Genomic DNA, 14,723 nt, shown 5'->3' with positions numbered 1-14,723 from the left:
CGGTCAATCCATGGGGCAGGGGGATCGCCCGCCCGCCCTCAGAGCCACTGGCCCTGAACGGTCTGGCGATAGATCGCCCGAAGCCAGTTGTCGCCCGTTGCCTCGAGGGTATGGCCCTGCCCGGTCAGGAGTTTGTAACTGTCCTCGTACCACGCCGTGCTGCGGAAATTGTGGCCAAGGATCGCGCCTGCCGTGCGCGCCTCGTCCACCAGCCCGAGCGAGAGATAGGATTCCACCAGCCGGTGCAGCGCCTCGGGTGTCTGGGTCGTGGTCTGGAAATCCTCCACCACCACGCGGAAACGGTTGACGGCGGCGGCGAAATTGTCACGCTTGAGGTAATACCGCCCGACCTCCATTTCCTTGGAGGCCAGATGATCGAAGGCCAGATCGAATTTCAGCATGGCCGGATTGGCATATTCGCTGTCGGGGTAACGCTCGATCACCTCGCGCAGCGATTGCAGCGCCTGAAAGGTCAGGCCCTGATCGCGCCCGACCTCGTCGATCTGGTCATAATAGCTGAGCGCGAGCAGGTATTGCGCATAGGCCGCGTCCTCATCGGCGGGGAAGAAATCGATATAGCGCTGCGCGGCGGCGCGGCTCTGTTCGTATTCCTTGTCCTGATGATGGGCAAAGGCCTGCATGATGATCGCCCGCTTGGCGAAAGCGGAATAGGGATAAAGCCGCTCGACCTCGGCAAAGCTTTGTGCCGCGAGTTTCGGCTTGCGGCGCTCGAGATCGAATTCGCCGCGCTCGAAGATCTGCTGCGCGGTGAACTGCTCATAGTCGATATTGCCGCGCTCGACGCTCACGCCGCCATCGCAGCCCGCCAGCACCAGCACCAAAAACGCCGCTCCCGCGATCCGCCCCGGACCCTTGCCGATTGTCATGCGCATTCTTCCCGTCGTGATTCAAATGAGCGGAACGCCCCGCCGTTGCCACGCTCTAACACATATGTTCGCGGTGCAAAACGTCTTTGGCAAGTGCTGTCATCACCGCGCTTCGGGGTCGTGCCCTGCATGACACGCGGCCCTTGCCCAACGCAAAGGGCCGCCCTTTTGGGCGGCCCTGCGCCTCGTCTCGCGCGGCTCAGTTGGCCTGACGGCGCAGGAAGGCCGGGATTTCGATCTGGTCTTCCTCTTCCTGCGCGCGGGGCGCGGGCTGGGGCGCGTGCGCGGTCTGGATGGTCGGTTGCTGACGCGCCGGACGCGCCGCCTCGGGTGCGGCCTGACCGGTCATCCGGTTGATGAGCGAATTGATGCCGAAGCGCGGCCGCTCTTCCGATGCCGTTGCGTGGTCTGCCGGTGGGACCGGGCGGCGCTGCTGCGGCTGTTGCTGGGTCTTGCCGACAGCGGCATGGAGGCGGCGCATCGCCTCATCCGTGGGGGTGCCGGGTGCGCGCGGACGCGGCGCGAGATAGCTGTCAAGCTCGTCCTCGATATCGGTGTCGACCGGCTCCGGCGCCACCTGCTCTTCGGCGCGGGGCTGATAGGCGGGGCGCGGCAGGCCGTCCTCGTCCTCGTCATCGGTATGGGCGGCAACCGGCGCTTCCTCGACCTGATCGAAGAGCGACGGCTCGGTTTGCGCGGGCGTTGCGGTCTGGGCCACGGCGGCAGGCGCGGCATGGACGGCCTCTTCCACCGCTTCGGGCTGCCTGAGCGGCTGCGCGAGCGAGCGGCGCGGCACCGGCAGGTCGCCGGAGGCGTCGCGCGCGTCGATGCCGGTGGCGACCACGCTCACGCGCATCCGGCCTTCCATGGCGGTATCGAGCGTCGAGCCGACGATGATGTTGGCGTCCGGGTCCACCTCTTCGCGGATACGGTTGGCGGCCTCGTCAAGTTCGAAGAGCGTCAGGTCATGCCCGCCGGTGATGTTGATGAGCACGCCGCGCGCGCCGCGCAGGCTGATCTCGTCCAGAAGCGGGTTGGCGATGGCCTTCTCGGCGGCCTGAACGGCGCGATCCTCGCCATCCGACTCGCCGGTGCCCATCATTGCCTTGCCCATCTCGTCCATCACCGCGCGCACATCGGCGAAATCGAGGTTGATGAGGCCGGGCCGCACCATCAGGTCGGTCACGCCCTTGACGCCCTGATAGAGCACGTCATCCGCCATGCTGAACGCCTCGGTGAAGGTGGTCTTTTCGTTGGCGAGGCGGAACAGGTTCTGGTTGGGGATGATGATGAGCGTATCGACCATCTTTTGCAGCGCCTCGACACCTTCCTCGGCCTGACGCATCCGCTTGGCACCCTCGAACTGGAAGGGCTTGGTGACGACGCCCACGGTCAGCACGCCCAGTTCGCGCGCGGCCTGCGCGATGATCGGGGCAGCACCCGTGCCGGTGCCGCCGCCCATGCCCGCGGTGATGAAGCACATGTGCGCGCCCGCGAGGTGATCGACGATCTGCTCGATGCTTTCTTCGGCGGCGGCGGCGCCGATGCTGGCCTTGGCACCCGCGCCAAGCCCCTCGGTCACCTTCACACCAAGCTGGATGCGGTTTTCCGCCTGGCTTTGGCTCAGGGCCTGCGCATCGGTGTTGGCCACGACGAAATCGACGCCGTCGAGCTGCTTCTCGATCATGTTGTTGACCGCGTTGCCGCCGGCACCACCGACACCGAAGACGGTGATCCGGGGCTTCAGTTCGTCATGTCCGGGCATTGAAAGATTGAGTGCCATTGCTCTGTCCGCCTGTCCTGTGGGCCGCGTTCGCGGGCCGTTTTCCGCCTGATTGCCCCCATTCTTACCGATGGTTAGGCCGATCGTCACCAAAAAAACACGTTCTGACCACCAGATATGGCCATATTTTCACCGATTTTCGCGGGATTTCGCCGAAATGCCCACATCTTGCGGTTACCAGTTGTCCCGAAACCACTTGACCGCACGCCTGAGCGAGCGCGCCGGGTAGCGGTCCACGGGGATCTCGAAATCCCACCATTCGTCCTGCGGGTTGGCCGCGAAAAGGCACATGCCGACCGCGCTGGCGAAGGCCGGGCCGGTTGCGGCCTGCGGCAGTCCATGCACGCGCAAGGGCCGCCCGAGGCGCACGCGCTGGCCCAGAATGCGGCTGGCCAACCCGTCGAGGCCGGGGATCTGGCTGCCGCCCCCGGTGAGCACGATCTGCTGGCTGGGCAGGTGATCGAACCCCGCCGCATCAAGCCGCGCGCGCACCTCCTCGAGGATCTCCTCGACGCGCGGGCGCATGATGCCGATCAGTTCGGCGCGGCTCACCTGTCGGCGGTCGCGCTCGAAATCGCCGGTATTGCCGCCGATCTCGATCATCTCGCGGTCGTCCATGCCGGTGGCGACAAGGCCGCCATAGAAGGTCTTGATCCGCTCGGCGATGGCCTGCGGCACCTGAAGGCCCATGGAAATGTCATTGGTCACATGCTCGCCGCCCATGCGGACCGAATCCGCATAGATCATGTGTTTCTTGATGAAGATCGACACGCCGGACGTGCCGCCGCCAAGGTCGATGCAGGCCGCACCCAGTTCCTGCTCGTCCTCGACCAGCGCGGCGATCCCCGCGACATAGGCCGAGCTTGCCACGCCCGCGAGTTCCAGATCGCAGCGCTTGACGCAATGGGCAAGGTTCTGGATCGCCACCGCATCGACGGTGAGCATGTGCATGTCGGTGGTGAGGGTGTTGCCGATCTGCCCGCGCGGATCGATCAGGCCGGAGCGGTGATCGAGCGCGAAATTCACCGGCTGCGCATGAAGCACCTCGCGCCCCTCGCCGATCTCGGGCACGTCGCAGGCGCTGAGCACGCGGCTGACATCCTGCTCGCTCACGGTGTGATCGGCCACCTCGACCTCGCCCGCCAGCCCATAGCTGCGCGGACCTGCCCCCGAGAAACAGGCAATGACATGGTCAACCCTGATCTGCGCCATTTTCTGCGCGGCCTGAAGCGCGGTGCGGATGGCGCGTTCGGTTTCGGCCATGGCCTCGATCTCGCCGAAACGCACCCCGCGCGAGCGTGTCGTCGCGGCCCCGATCACCCGGAACCCGGCTTGCCCCGCCATGCGCCCGACCTCCTCGGCCTCGGCAAAGCGGCCCGTGCCGTCAAAACGCAGCACCAGACAGGAAATCTTGGACGTTCCCACGTCCAGCACGGCGACCACGCCGCGCTGGATCGCCGCCTTGCGCATCGCGCGCATCGCTCTTTGGGATTCGTAAAGCTCGATCATCTGCCCGTTGCCCCCGAGGAGTTGTCTGTCGCGCCGTCGGCGCTTGTGATGCGCCACCATTCCTCGGTGGCCGCCGCGCTCAGCCGCACCGTAGGGCGCGTGCCAAGCCGCATGTCGATGGTGAGCAGATCGCGTTCCAGCATCTCGTTGGACTTGTCGAGCACGATCACCCGTTCAAGGGCGCGCACCGGCTCGGCCTCGGGCAGGAGCACCCGCTTGCCATCGCCAAGGACCAGATCCCAGCGCCGCTCGCCCATCCGCACGAGGCCGCGCACCGGGTCTTTGAGCGCCCGCGCCGCCACGAGAATGTCGAGCGCCTGCGCGACCGCGCGATCCGCCCCCGCGCCGGAGAGCACCGGCAGGTCGGGCCGCTCGGCACGGTCACGGATGCTGGCGATTACCGCGCCGGTCAGGTCGAGCACGTCGATCCCGGTCCCTGTGCGCCACAGCGCCACCGGCACCCGCTCGGTGATCTCGATCACGAGGGTGCCGCCCTGCCTTATGCGCACATTGGCGCGCGCGACGGCGGGCAGCTCCTCGACCATGGCGCGGATCGCTTGCAGGTCCAGATCAAAGGAACTGGCGGGCAGGTCATAGGGGAAAATCTCGTGGATATCCTCCTGCACCCCCGCGCTCGCGCCTTCGAGTGCCATGAGGTGCACCATGAATTCGGGGCGGGTCTCGATCTGGCGACGGAGGTCAGCAAAGCGTTCGGCCAGGTCGTCGCGCCGCTCGGCATCGGCGAGATACCCGCCCGCAAGGCCCGCGATCAGCAGGACCGGTGCCCCCAGCCGGAACAGACGACGATAGACCGGCGTCAGCCGCATCCGCTCCAGCCGGTAGCTGAGGCGCGAGGGCGCGGGATCGGTGCGCGGGATCACCGGTCGCATGACGCATCCTCCACCATCCAGCGGACCAGTTCGGGAAACGAGATTCCCATCGCCTGCGCCTGTTCGGGCACCAGCGAGGTGGGGGTCATGCCCGGCTGCGTGTTGGTCTCCAGGAGGATCAGGCCGTCAAGGCCGCGCGTCTCGTCCCAGCGGAAATCGGTCCGGCTCACCCCGCGGCAGCCAAGCGCGTTGTGCGCGCGCAGGGCATAGTCGAGGCAGGCCGCGAAAATCTCGGGCGGCAGATCGGCGGGGATGACATGGCGCGAGCCTCCGGGCTTGTATTTCGCGTCATAGTCATACCAGCCATCGGTCAATATATCGGTAACGGTCAAGGCGCGGTCACCCATCACCGTGGTGGTCAACTCGCGCCCCGGCGCGAAGGTCTCGACCATCACCACCTCGGGCATCGCGTCCGAAAGCTGCGGCGGCGCATTGGCCGCGTCATGCACGAGGTAGACACCCACCGAAGAGCCCTCGTTATTGGGCTTGACCACATAGGGCGGGGGCAGGACGTGGCGCGCGCGCACCTCGTCGCGGGGGGCCAGAACGCTGTCCACCACCGGCAGACCGGCGGCGCGATAGGCGGCCTTGGCGCGGTCCTTGTCCATGGCCAGCGCCGAGGACAGGACGCCCGAATGGGTGTAGGGGATGCGCAGCCATTCCAGCAGGCCCTGAACGCAGCCATCCTCGCCCCAGCGGCCATGGAGGGCATTGAAGACCACATCGGGGGACATCTCTTGCAGGCGCGCGCACAGATCGGACCCGGCGTCCACCTCGGCCACCTGATAACCTGCCTCCCGTAACGCCGCGATACACCCACTTGCCGTGGACAGCGACACCTCGCGTTCTGCCGAGGGACCGCCCATTATCACCGCAACCAACGGGGAAGTTCTGCCCGAACGACCCAAACCTGTGCCTCGATATCCCGAGCCTGACCGTGGCCCGTGTTGTTTTGTTTTCTGCTCGATCGCGGCTGTTTTTATGTGCCGCTGTCAGGGGCCGGTTCGCCGACCCTCATGATTTCCCACTCTAACGCTATTCCGCTGTTTTGGAAAACCCTTTTTCGCACGTCCTCGCCAAGTCCCTCCAGATCGGCGGCGGTGGCCCCGCCGGTGTTGATGAGGAAATTGGGATGTTTCTCGCTCATCTGCGCCCCCCCGCGCCGCGCGCCGCGCAGTCCGGCCGCGTCGATCACCGACCAGGCCTTGAGATCGTGCATATCGTCGGCGCGTCCCGTGCTGCTGAAGCCTGCGGGATTGCGAAAGGTGCTGCCCGCGCTGCGCTCTTTCGTGGGCTGGCTTGCGTCGCGGCGGGCGATCTGGTCTGCCATCTTCGCGGCCAGCGCCTCGGGCGCGCCCGGATGGCCCTTGAATGTGGCCTCGGTGATGACCCAGCCCTCGGGCAGGTGGCTGTGACGATAGCCGAAGGCCAGATCATCGGGGGTGAGCGTCACCACCGCGCCCGCCCGCGTCACCGCCTGCGCCCCGATCAGGTGATCGGCGACATACGCGCCGTAGCATCCTGCATTCATCCGCACGGCGCCGCCGATGCTGCCCGGAATGGTGCGCAGGAACGTAAGGTCAATGCCCGCCTCCGCCGCGCGCCGCGCCACATGCGCATCGAGCGCCGCCGCCCCGGCGGTGACGTGTCCCCCCGCCACCCGGATCGCGTTGAAGCCGCGCCCGAGCCGGATCACCACGCCGCGAATACCGCCGTCGCGCACGATGAGGTTGGAGCCGACGCCCATGGGAAAGACCGGGATATTCGCGTCAAGGGCCGAGAGAAAGCCGCACAGATCGTCCATGTCGGCAGGCTGAAACAGCCAGTCGGCAGGCCCGCCGACGCGCAGCCAGGTAAGATCGGATAGCGCGCGCGCAGGCGTCAGCGCGCCACGGGTCTGGGGCAGGGTGCTCATGCCCCGTCTTTGCCCGCGCGCGCGTCAAAGGGCAAGCCGCCTCAGTTGCGCGGCGGCACCAGCTTGCCGGGGTTCATGATGTTGTCAGGATCGAGCGCGGCCTTGATCGCCCCCATCATCGCCCAGCCGCCCCCGTGTTCGCGCGCCATATAGCCCAGCTTGCCCACGCCGATGCCATGCTCGCCCGTCGAGGTGCCGCCCATGGCCAGCGAACGCTCGACCATGCGTTCGGCGGCGGCCTTGGCGCGGGACAGCTCTTCCGCGTCGCCCTCGCGGACCAGCAGCGTGGCGTGGAAATTGCCGTCGCCGACATGGCCCAGGATCGGCCCGTGCACGCCCGATTGCGCCAGATCGGCGCGCGTCTCCTCGATCGCCTCGGCCAGACGCGAGATCGGCACGCAGATATCGGTGACGATGGCGCGCGCGCCCGGACGGCTGGCCAGCACGGCGTAATAGGCATTGTGGCGCATGGTCCAGAGCGCCTTGCGCGCCTCGGGCCTCACCGCCCAGTCGAAGCCCGAGCCGTGGTGATCGGCGGCAATCGCGCCAAAGGCCTCGGCCTGTTCGGTGACGCCCGTCGGGCTGCCGTGGAATTCCAGCAGCAGATGGGGTTTTTCGGGCAGGCGCATTTTCGCATAGGCATTGACCGCGCGCACGCTGTCCGCGTCCAGAAGCTCGATCCGTGCCATGGGAATACCGCATTGGATGGTGTCGATCACCGTCTCCACCGCGTCTGTCACGCTCTCGAAGGCGCAGACCGCCGCCGAGATCGCCTCGGGCTGGCCGCGCAACCGCAGCGTCAATTCGGTGATGAGGCCAAGCGTGCCCTCGGCACCCACGAAAAGCGCGGTGAGGTCATAGCCCGCCGAGGATTTGCGCGCCGCCGTGCCGGTGCGGATCACCTCGCCCCTCGCGGTCACGACCTCCAGCCCCAGAACATTGTCGCGCATCGTGCCATAGCGCACCGCGGTGGTGCCGCTGGCGCGGGTCGAGGCCATGCCGCCGAGCGAGGCATTGGCGCCGGGATCGACCGGGAACATCAGCCCTGTCGCGCGCAACTCCTCATTGAGCGCCTCGCGGGTCACACCGGGCTGCACGCGCGCCACCATGTCGGCCTGCGCCACCTCCAGAACCCGGTTCATGCGGCAGAAATCCACCACCACCCCGCCGGAAAACGCCTGCGCCTGCCCCTCGAGCGAGGTGCCCGTGCCCCAGCCCACCACCGGCACGCGCGCCCGCGCGCAGGCGGCGACGATGCGCGCGACCTCCTCGGTGGTCTCGGGATAGGCCACGGCATCGGGCGGACTGAGTGGGAAATAGGACTCGCTCGCGCCGTGCAGGTCCAGATCGGACTTGGAGCGGCTGAGCCGTTGGCCTAGGAAGGAGGAGAGGTCGGCAAGAGCGGTCTGCGTGTCCATGGGGCTACCTTCGGTCGTGCGTGTCGACACACCCTAGGCGAAGACGGCGCGACGCGAAAGCGGGCGCGAGAAGGTCCGGTCGGATGAAGGCGTGACGCAGGCAAGGAACAGATCGTTTGTCGCGCGCCAGCGCCGGGCGGCGATTGTCCGCCTGCGCGAGGGTTGGCGGCTGATGCGCAAGCGCGGCCCCAGCCAGTTCCAGTTCTGGGTGATCGCGCTTCTTGTCGGGATCGCGGCGGGGTTCGCGGCGGTCGCCTTCCGCAAGGGGATCGCGGCGCTGGAGGGTCTGCTCTACCAGACCGGTGACGTGGCGCGGTTGCAGTCTCTGGCCGAGCACATGCCGTGGTATTGGGTGTTGCTGATCCCCGTGGCAGGGGGGCTGGTCGTGGGGCAGATCCTGCACCGCTTCACGCCGGACGGGCGCGTGCGCTCGGTCGCCGATGTGATCGAGGGCGCGGCGCTCACCGAGGGGCGGGTGGAGCGGCGCGAGGGGCTGGCCTCGGCTGCCGCCTCGCTGATCACGCTCGGCGCGGGCGGCTCGTCGGGGCGCGAGGGGCCGGTGGTCCATCTGGCGGGCGTGATCTCGTCCTGGGTGGCCGAGCGCATCCATGCCGATGGCATCACAGGGCGCGACCTTCTGGGATGTGCCGTGGCCGCCGCCGTCTCGGCCTCGTTCAATGCGCCGATCGCGGGCGCGCTTTTCGCGCTCGAGGTGGTTTTGCGGCATTTCGCGGTTCATGCCTTCGCGCCCATCGTGATCGCCTCGGTGGCGGGCACAGTGATCAACCGCATGTTCTTTGGCGATGTGACCGAGTTCAGCCTGCCGGGGACAAGCGCGCTGGAATTCTATGTCGAACTGCCTGCCTTTCTCATCCTCGGGCTGGTCTGCGGGCTGGTGGCGGCGCTGATGATGATGGCGATCTTTCTGGCCGAGGACGCGGCGGGGCATCTGCAACTGCGCCTGCGCGTGCCGCGCTGGCTGCGGCCGGCGGGGGCGGGGCTGCTCCTTGGGGGAATGGCGATCTTTTTCCCGCATATCATCGGCGTGGGATACGAGACCACCTCCGCCGCGCTGACCGGCAAGCTGATCTGGCATGAGGCGATCATATTCGCCGTGCTCAAGGTGGTGGCGGTGGCCATCACCATCGGCGGGCGCATGGGGGGCGGCGTGTTCTCGCCTTCGCTGATGGTGGGGGCGCTGACGGGGCTGGCCTTTGGCCATGTCGCCACCTCGCTCGTGCCCGACTATTCCGGGGCCTACACACTCTATGCGCTGGCGGGGATGGGGGCGGTGGCGGCGGCGGTGCTGGGTGCGCCGATCTCGACCACGCTCATCGTGTTCGAGTTGACCGGCGACTGGCAGACAGGGCTGGCAGTGATGGTCGCGGTCTCGACCTCGACGGCGCTCGGGTCTCGGCTGGTCAAGCGGTCGTTTTTCCTTACGCAGCTCATGCGCCGGGGAATCCGGCTGGCCGCAGGACCGCAGGATTACCTGCTGGCGATGTTCCGCGTCACCCGCCTCATGCGTCCGCCCGATCACGAGCGCGCAGCGTCCGACGAGCAATGCTGGTCACTCATCGAACAGGGGCTTTATCTCGACGCCAAGGCCACGCTCGAGACGGCCATGCCCGCCTTTGACCGCGCGGGCGTGCCGTTCCTGCCGGTGGTCACCCTCTCGGGGGGCGAGGCCCCTCCCGAACTGCTCGGGGCGCTGTTCCATGTCGATGCGCTCAAGGCCTATAACCGCGCGCTGGCGGCGGTGTCGAAGGAGGAGCATGGCTGAGCGCGTGGTGGGTGATGAGAGACTCGAACTCCCGACATCTTCGGTGTAAACGAAGCGCTCTACCAACTGAGCTAATCACCCGTGCCGCGCCTCCTAGCGTAAGGTATGCGCCAGTGCAAGCGGGGAGGGCGGTTGTCTCACACCCGCTCCACCGCGACCGTATCGGTGGCGTAGAAGGCGATGTGGTCCTTGATCTCTGCCACCTCCGGTCTGGGCGCTTCATAGCTCCAGGCGGCGTTGGTCAGGGTCTGGCTTTTGGTCACGATCGAGAAATAGCGCGCGTCGCCCTTGAAGGGGCAATGGCTCATCTGCGCGCTCTCGTCGAGAAAGGCCATGGCGATATCCTCGCGCGGGAAATAGATCACGAAGGGATAGTCGCCCTCGGTCAGCTCCAGCGCGTTGCGGCTCTCGGCAAGGACCGCGCCGCCTGCGCGCACGCTCCAGGTGCCGTCTGCCTTGCGAATCGTGATCTTGGCCATCTGTCGTTCCTTCCCTATGCGGTCATGGCCCCCGGTCTGCCGCCGGAAGCTCACAGAATTATGTCAAAGAGGTTGCGTCGCGTGATCCAACCATAGCCGCGCGGGTTTGGAAAGCAGAGGGCCGATCTTGTCGCGGCAGGCGGCGTGGTAGCGATCAAGCCAGTCGCGCTCTGCCGTCGAGAGCATCCCGGCCTCGATCAGGCGGCGGTCGATGGGCGCGAAGGTGAGCGTTTCAAAGTCAAGCTGCGTCGCGCCGTCACCGCCGCTCACGGGGGCGGCCTCGCGCACCACGATCAGGTTCTCGATGCGGATGCCGAAGGCCCCCTCGCGGTAATAGCCCGGCTCGTTCGAGAGGATCATGCCGGGTGCGAGCGGCACATCCGAGACCCGCGACAGGCGCTGCGGTCCTTCATGCACGCAGGCATAGACGCCCACGCCGTGCCCGGTGCCGTGGCCGTAATCCTGATCGGCCAGCCACAGCGGATAGCGCGCCAGCGCATCGAGATCGCGCCCCGCAAGACCCTTGGGAAACCGCAGGCGGGAGATGGCGATCATGCCTTGCAGCACGCGGGTAAAGGCCGCGCGTTCCTCTTGCCCCGGCGCGCCCACGGGCAGGGTGCGGGTGATGTCGGTGGTGCCGTCCAGATATTGCCCGCCGCTGTCCAGCACCAGCAGGTCGCCATCTTGCAGGGTGCGATTGCTGGCCTCGCTGACCCGGTAATGCGGCAGTGCGCCGTTGGCGCCAGAGCCTGCGATCGTGTCGAAACTGATGTCAAGGAGTTGCCCGGTCTCGGCGCGGCAGGCCTCCAGCCGCGTCACCACGTCGATTTCGGTCAGCGTGCCGGGGGGCTGCGCGTCGAACCACGCCAGGAATTCGCACATCGCCATGCCGTCGCGCAGATGGGCCGCGCGCGTGGCCTTGATCTCGGCCGGGGTTTTCTGCGCCTTGGGCAGGATGCAGGGATCATCGCCCCAGAGAATGGGCACATTCGCGGCCTCTAGCCGGGTGACAACCCGAACCGGCACGCTCTTGCGGTCGAGCAGCACGGGGCCTTTGAGGGCGTCGAGCGCGTGCTCGAACTTGAACGGGGCACCGTGGCTGACATCCTCGCCGAAATGCGCGCGCAGGGGGGCACTGACCTTGGCGTGATCGACATAGAGCGCCACCCGCCCGTCATCGTGCAGGATGGCAAAGCCCTGCGGCACCGGGTTGCGGGGGATGTCGCTGCCCCGGATGTTGAGCAGCCAGGCAATCGAATCGCTGAGCGTGATCACTGCCGCGCGGGTGCCCCTCTTGCGCAGCCCCTCGCTCAGGCGCGCGCGTTTCTCGGCATGGGTCATCCCGGCCAGATCATCGGGCCAGGGCCGGATCGCGCCCTTGGGCGGGGCGGGGCGGTCGGGCCAGATGCTGTCGATGAGGTTGGGGCCGGGTTGCAGGCCAATACCCTCGGGCAGGGCGGCGGTCAGTTCCTCGATCTGCTCGGGCGTAAAGAGCCACGGATCGAACCCCACCGCGCCGCCCTCGGGCAGATGCTCTGCCAGCCATCCACCGGGTTTCGTCTCGGGGACATCCACCGGCGTGAAATGGTCCGTGTCCACCTGCGCGCGCGCCTGCACACGGTAGCGGCCATCGACGAACACCCCCGCCACATCACCCAGAACCACGCACAGCCCCGCCGATCCGGTGAACCCGGTGAGCCACGCCAGCCGCGCATCGCAGGCTGCGACATATTCGCCCTGATGCGCGTCGGCGCGCGGTACGAGATAGCCGGCAAGCCCCGCTTCGGCCATTGCGCGGCGCAACTGCGCGAGGCGCGGCGGGCCCTGTTCGGGGCGGGCGGTCTCGGTGAAACTCTGGAACAAGGGGCGCTCTCCTCGTGGTGCCGGGTGTGATCCAGTGCTAGAGAAGGGGCGCGGGATTGGCAATAACGGGGGCAGGGCAATGGAAAGCCGGGTGCGCGCGGGCGAAAGGCTGGTGGAGGCGGGGCCGCCCACGGATGCGGCGCTCTATTTCATCGGGCGTATCAACACGCCATGGACCGAGCGCAAGGACTGCCCCCGGCAGGGGCGCGAGGACGGCCCCGACTGCCGGGTGGAGGTGTTCGCGCCCTGGGCCGAGGCGCTTCTGGGGGTGGGCGAGTATCAGCATCTCGATCTGCTCTACTGGCTCGACCGGGCGCGGCGCGATCTGGTGGTGCAGAACCCCGGCAATGACGGGCTGCGCTATTTCGGCACCTTTGCGCTCCGCTCGCCGCAGCGGCCCAATCCGATCGGGCTCTCGCGGGTGCGGCTGGTGGCGGTGGAGGGGGATACGCTGGTGGTGCGCGGGCTGGATTGTCTCGACGGCACGCCGCTCATCGACATCAAGCCGGTGACCTGCGAATTCACCCCCAAGGCCGCGCCCAAGGGGTGAGCATCGCGGTGGTTCCAAGCGACACCTGATGATGCTAAGCCCGCCTCGATTTGTTCGGGAGCCCACCATGACCACGATCAAGCTGCACAACACCCGCACCCGCAAGAAGGAGGTGTTCGCGCCTCTCGATGACAAGAATGTGCGCATGTATGTCTGTGGGCCGACGGTCTATGACCGGGCGCATCTGGGCAATGCGCGGCCCGTGGTGGTGTTCGATGTGCTCTACCGGCTCTTGCGGCATGTCTATGGGCCCGCGCACGTCACCTATGCCCGCAATTTCACCGATGTGGATGACAAGATCAACGCGCGGGCCGCCGAGAGCGACCGCTCGATTGCCGAGATCACGGGCGAGACGACGCAGTGGTTTCTCGACGATATGGAAGCGCTGGGGGCGCTCAAGCCGGACCACATGCCGCGCGCGACCGCCTTTATCCCGCAGATGGTGGCGATGATCGAGGATTTGATCGCCAAGGGCCACGCTTACGCCGCCGAGGGCCATGTGCTTTTCGCCGTCGAGAGCTATGCCGCCTATGGCGCGCTCTCGGGGCGCACGGTCGAGGACATGATCGCGGGCGCGCGGGTGGAGGTGGCGCCCTACAAGCGCAACCCGATGGATTTCGTTTTGTGGAAGCCGTCGGGCGACGATCTGCCGGGGTGGGAAAGCCCGTGGGGGCGTGGGCGGCCCGGCTGGCATATCGAATGCTCGGCGATGAGTTATGAATTGCTGGGCGAGTCGTTTGACATTCACGGTGGCGGCAATGACCTGATCTTTCCCCACCACGAGAACGAGATCGCGCAAAGCTGCTGCGCGCATCCCGAAGGCGGGTTCGCGCAGGTCTGGATGCATAACGAGATGTTGCAGGTCGAGGGCAAGAAGATGTCCAAGTCCTTGGGCAATTTCTTCACCGTGCGGGATTTGCTGGATCAGGGCGTGCCGGGGGAGGTGATCCGGTTCGTGTTTTTGAGCACGCATTACAGGAAGCCGATGGATTGGACGGCGGAGAAGGCGCGGGAGGCGGAGCGAATTATAAAAAGCTGGGTATTTGCTTTGGTCAAGGCGCAGTACAGCGCTGATTTAGTGCATCTTTTTAAAAAACAGGGGGTTTGGAAACCTGCGCCTTCAGTTGTTGAAGCATTGGCGGAGGATTTGAACACTCCGAGCGTCATTACAGCTCTTCATCGGATGGACAAGGATGGAAGAGCGCGAGAACTCATCGGCTTTGCAGCTTCTCTGGAATGGCTGGGGCTTGTGCCAGAAGATCGGTGGGATGAACTTCATGTTTTATCAGGTTTAGGGGTTGGGTCTGCTGGTGAGTCTCCTCATCATGATTTCATAGCAGCCATGATGTTGAAACGTGATGAGGCAAAATCGGTCCGTGATTACCGGACTGCGGACGCTATCCGCGAGGCTCTGGTTGCTGCGGGTGTTATTGTGAATGACCGAAAAGGCTCGCCATCGAGTTTCACGCTCGGCCCCGACTTCGACCCCGCCAAGCTGGAGGCGTTGAAATGATGCGCCCTTTCGCACACCGCCAACCAGCCGCGCGAGGGCCCGACCGCGGGGGGGCGCTGCTCGGGCTGTGGGGGGCAGTTTATGGCGCAAAATACTTGAACGATTGTGAGGATTGCACCGGTGCAGAAGCGCC

General features: G+C 66.4%; 12 protein-coding genes and 1 tRNA gene. 3 read left to right on the top strand and 10 right to left on the bottom strand.

What is annotated here, in order from left to right:
- Window positions 1-38: 38 nt before the first annotated feature.
- From ABIE57_RS13765 to ABIE57_RS13735, 7 genes are all read right to left on the bottom strand, one after another.
- The gene (locus tag ABIE57_RS13765) at window positions 39-887 is read right to left on the bottom strand and encodes an outer membrane protein assembly factor BamD (RefSeq protein ID WP_354539603.1); all 849 of its coding nucleotides are present in this window, start codon (window positions 885-887) and stop codon (window positions 39-41) included.
- A 199-nt stretch (window positions 888-1,086) separates the two neighbouring features.
- Window positions 1,087-2,670, bottom strand: coding sequence for a cell division protein FtsZ (ftsZ, locus tag ABIE57_RS13760; protein ID WP_354539602.1), 1,584 nt, complete (start codon window positions 2,668-2,670; stop codon window positions 1,087-1,089).
- A gap of 174 nt (window positions 2,671-2,844) precedes the next feature.
- Window positions 2,845-4,179, bottom strand: a complete 1,335-nt coding sequence (gene ftsA, locus ABIE57_RS13755; protein WP_354539601.1) for a cell division protein FtsA — start codon at window positions 4,177-4,179, stop codon at window positions 2,845-2,847.
- Window positions 4,176-5,069 carry a cell division protein FtsQ/DivIB gene (locus ABIE57_RS13750; RefSeq protein ID WP_354539600.1) on the bottom strand — a complete coding sequence of 298 codons (894 nt, stop codon included), beginning with the start codon at window positions 5,067-5,069 and terminating at the stop codon, window positions 4,176-4,178. Before ABIE57_RS13750 ends, ftsA begins: the two co-directional genes overlap by 4 nt.
- Complete coding sequence (locus tag ABIE57_RS13745) at window positions 5,057-5,935, bottom strand: D-alanine--D-alanine ligase (RefSeq protein WP_354539679.1); 879 nt, start codon at window positions 5,933-5,935, stop codon at window positions 5,057-5,059. Before ABIE57_RS13745 ends, ABIE57_RS13750 begins: the two co-directional genes overlap by 13 nt.
- 113 nt (window positions 5,936-6,048) lie before the next feature.
- Window positions 6,049-6,984 carry a UDP-N-acetylmuramate dehydrogenase gene (gene murB / locus ABIE57_RS13740; RefSeq protein WP_354539599.1) on the bottom strand — a complete coding sequence of 312 codons (936 nt, stop codon included), beginning with the start codon at window positions 6,982-6,984 and terminating at the stop codon, window positions 6,049-6,051.
- A gap of 41 nt (window positions 6,985-7,025) precedes the next feature.
- A complete protein-coding gene (locus tag ABIE57_RS13735) occupies window positions 7,026-8,402 on the bottom strand; it encodes an FAD-binding oxidoreductase (protein WP_354539598.1) in 1,377 nt (458 codons plus the stop codon).
- A gap of 172 nt (window positions 8,403-8,574) precedes the next feature.
- Here ABIE57_RS13735 and ABIE57_RS13730 point away from each other — a divergent pair, with 172 nt between their 5' ends.
- Window positions 8,575-10,185, top strand: coding sequence for a chloride channel protein (locus ABIE57_RS13730; protein WP_354539678.1), 1,611 nt, complete (start codon window positions 8,575-8,577; stop codon window positions 10,183-10,185).
- Window positions 10,186-10,190: 5 nt separating this feature from the next.
- Here ABIE57_RS13730 and ABIE57_RS13725 read toward each other — a convergent pair.
- The 3 genes from ABIE57_RS13725 to ABIE57_RS13715 all read right to left on the bottom strand — a co-directional run bounded on the left by ABIE57_RS13725 (window position 10,191) and on the right by ABIE57_RS13715 (window position 12,527).
- Window positions 10,191-10,266: transfer RNA gene (locus ABIE57_RS13725), tRNA-Val, on the bottom strand.
- A 56-nt stretch (window positions 10,267-10,322) separates the two neighbouring features.
- Window positions 10,323-10,664: a DUF427 domain-containing protein gene (locus tag ABIE57_RS13720; RefSeq protein WP_354539597.1), complete on the bottom strand. Its 342-nt coding sequence runs from the start codon at window positions 10,662-10,664 to the stop codon at window positions 10,323-10,325.
- 63 nt (window positions 10,665-10,727) lie between these two features.
- Complete coding sequence (locus ABIE57_RS13715; protein WP_354539596.1) at window positions 10,728-12,527, bottom strand: aminopeptidase P family protein; 1,800 nt, start codon at window positions 12,525-12,527, stop codon at window positions 10,728-10,730.
- A gap of 79 nt (window positions 12,528-12,606) precedes the next feature.
- Between ABIE57_RS13715 and tsaA the strand changes: the two genes are divergently transcribed.
- Together tsaA and cysS are read left to right on the top strand one after the other, a co-directional pair.
- Window positions 12,607-13,077, top strand: coding sequence for a tRNA (N6-threonylcarbamoyladenosine(37)-N6)-methyltransferase TrmO (gene tsaA, locus ABIE57_RS13710; protein WP_354539595.1), 471 nt, complete (start codon window positions 12,607-12,609; stop codon window positions 13,075-13,077).
- A gap of 67 nt (window positions 13,078-13,144) precedes the next feature.
- The gene (gene cysS / locus ABIE57_RS13705; RefSeq protein WP_354539594.1) at window positions 13,145-14,590 is read left to right on the top strand and encodes a cysteine--tRNA ligase; all 1,446 of its coding nucleotides are present in this window, start codon (window positions 13,145-13,147) and stop codon (window positions 14,588-14,590) included.
- Window positions 14,591-14,723: the final 133 nt, after the last annotated feature.

This window comes from Roseovarius sp. MBR-6, assembly GCF_040547525.1.
In the GTDB taxonomy this organism is placed as follows: Bacteria; Pseudomonadota; Alphaproteobacteria; order Rhodobacterales; family Rhodobacteraceae; genus Roseovarius.
The sequence above is the reverse complement of the archived record's forward strand: the minus strand, read 5'-3'. Positions and strand labels throughout refer to the sequence as shown.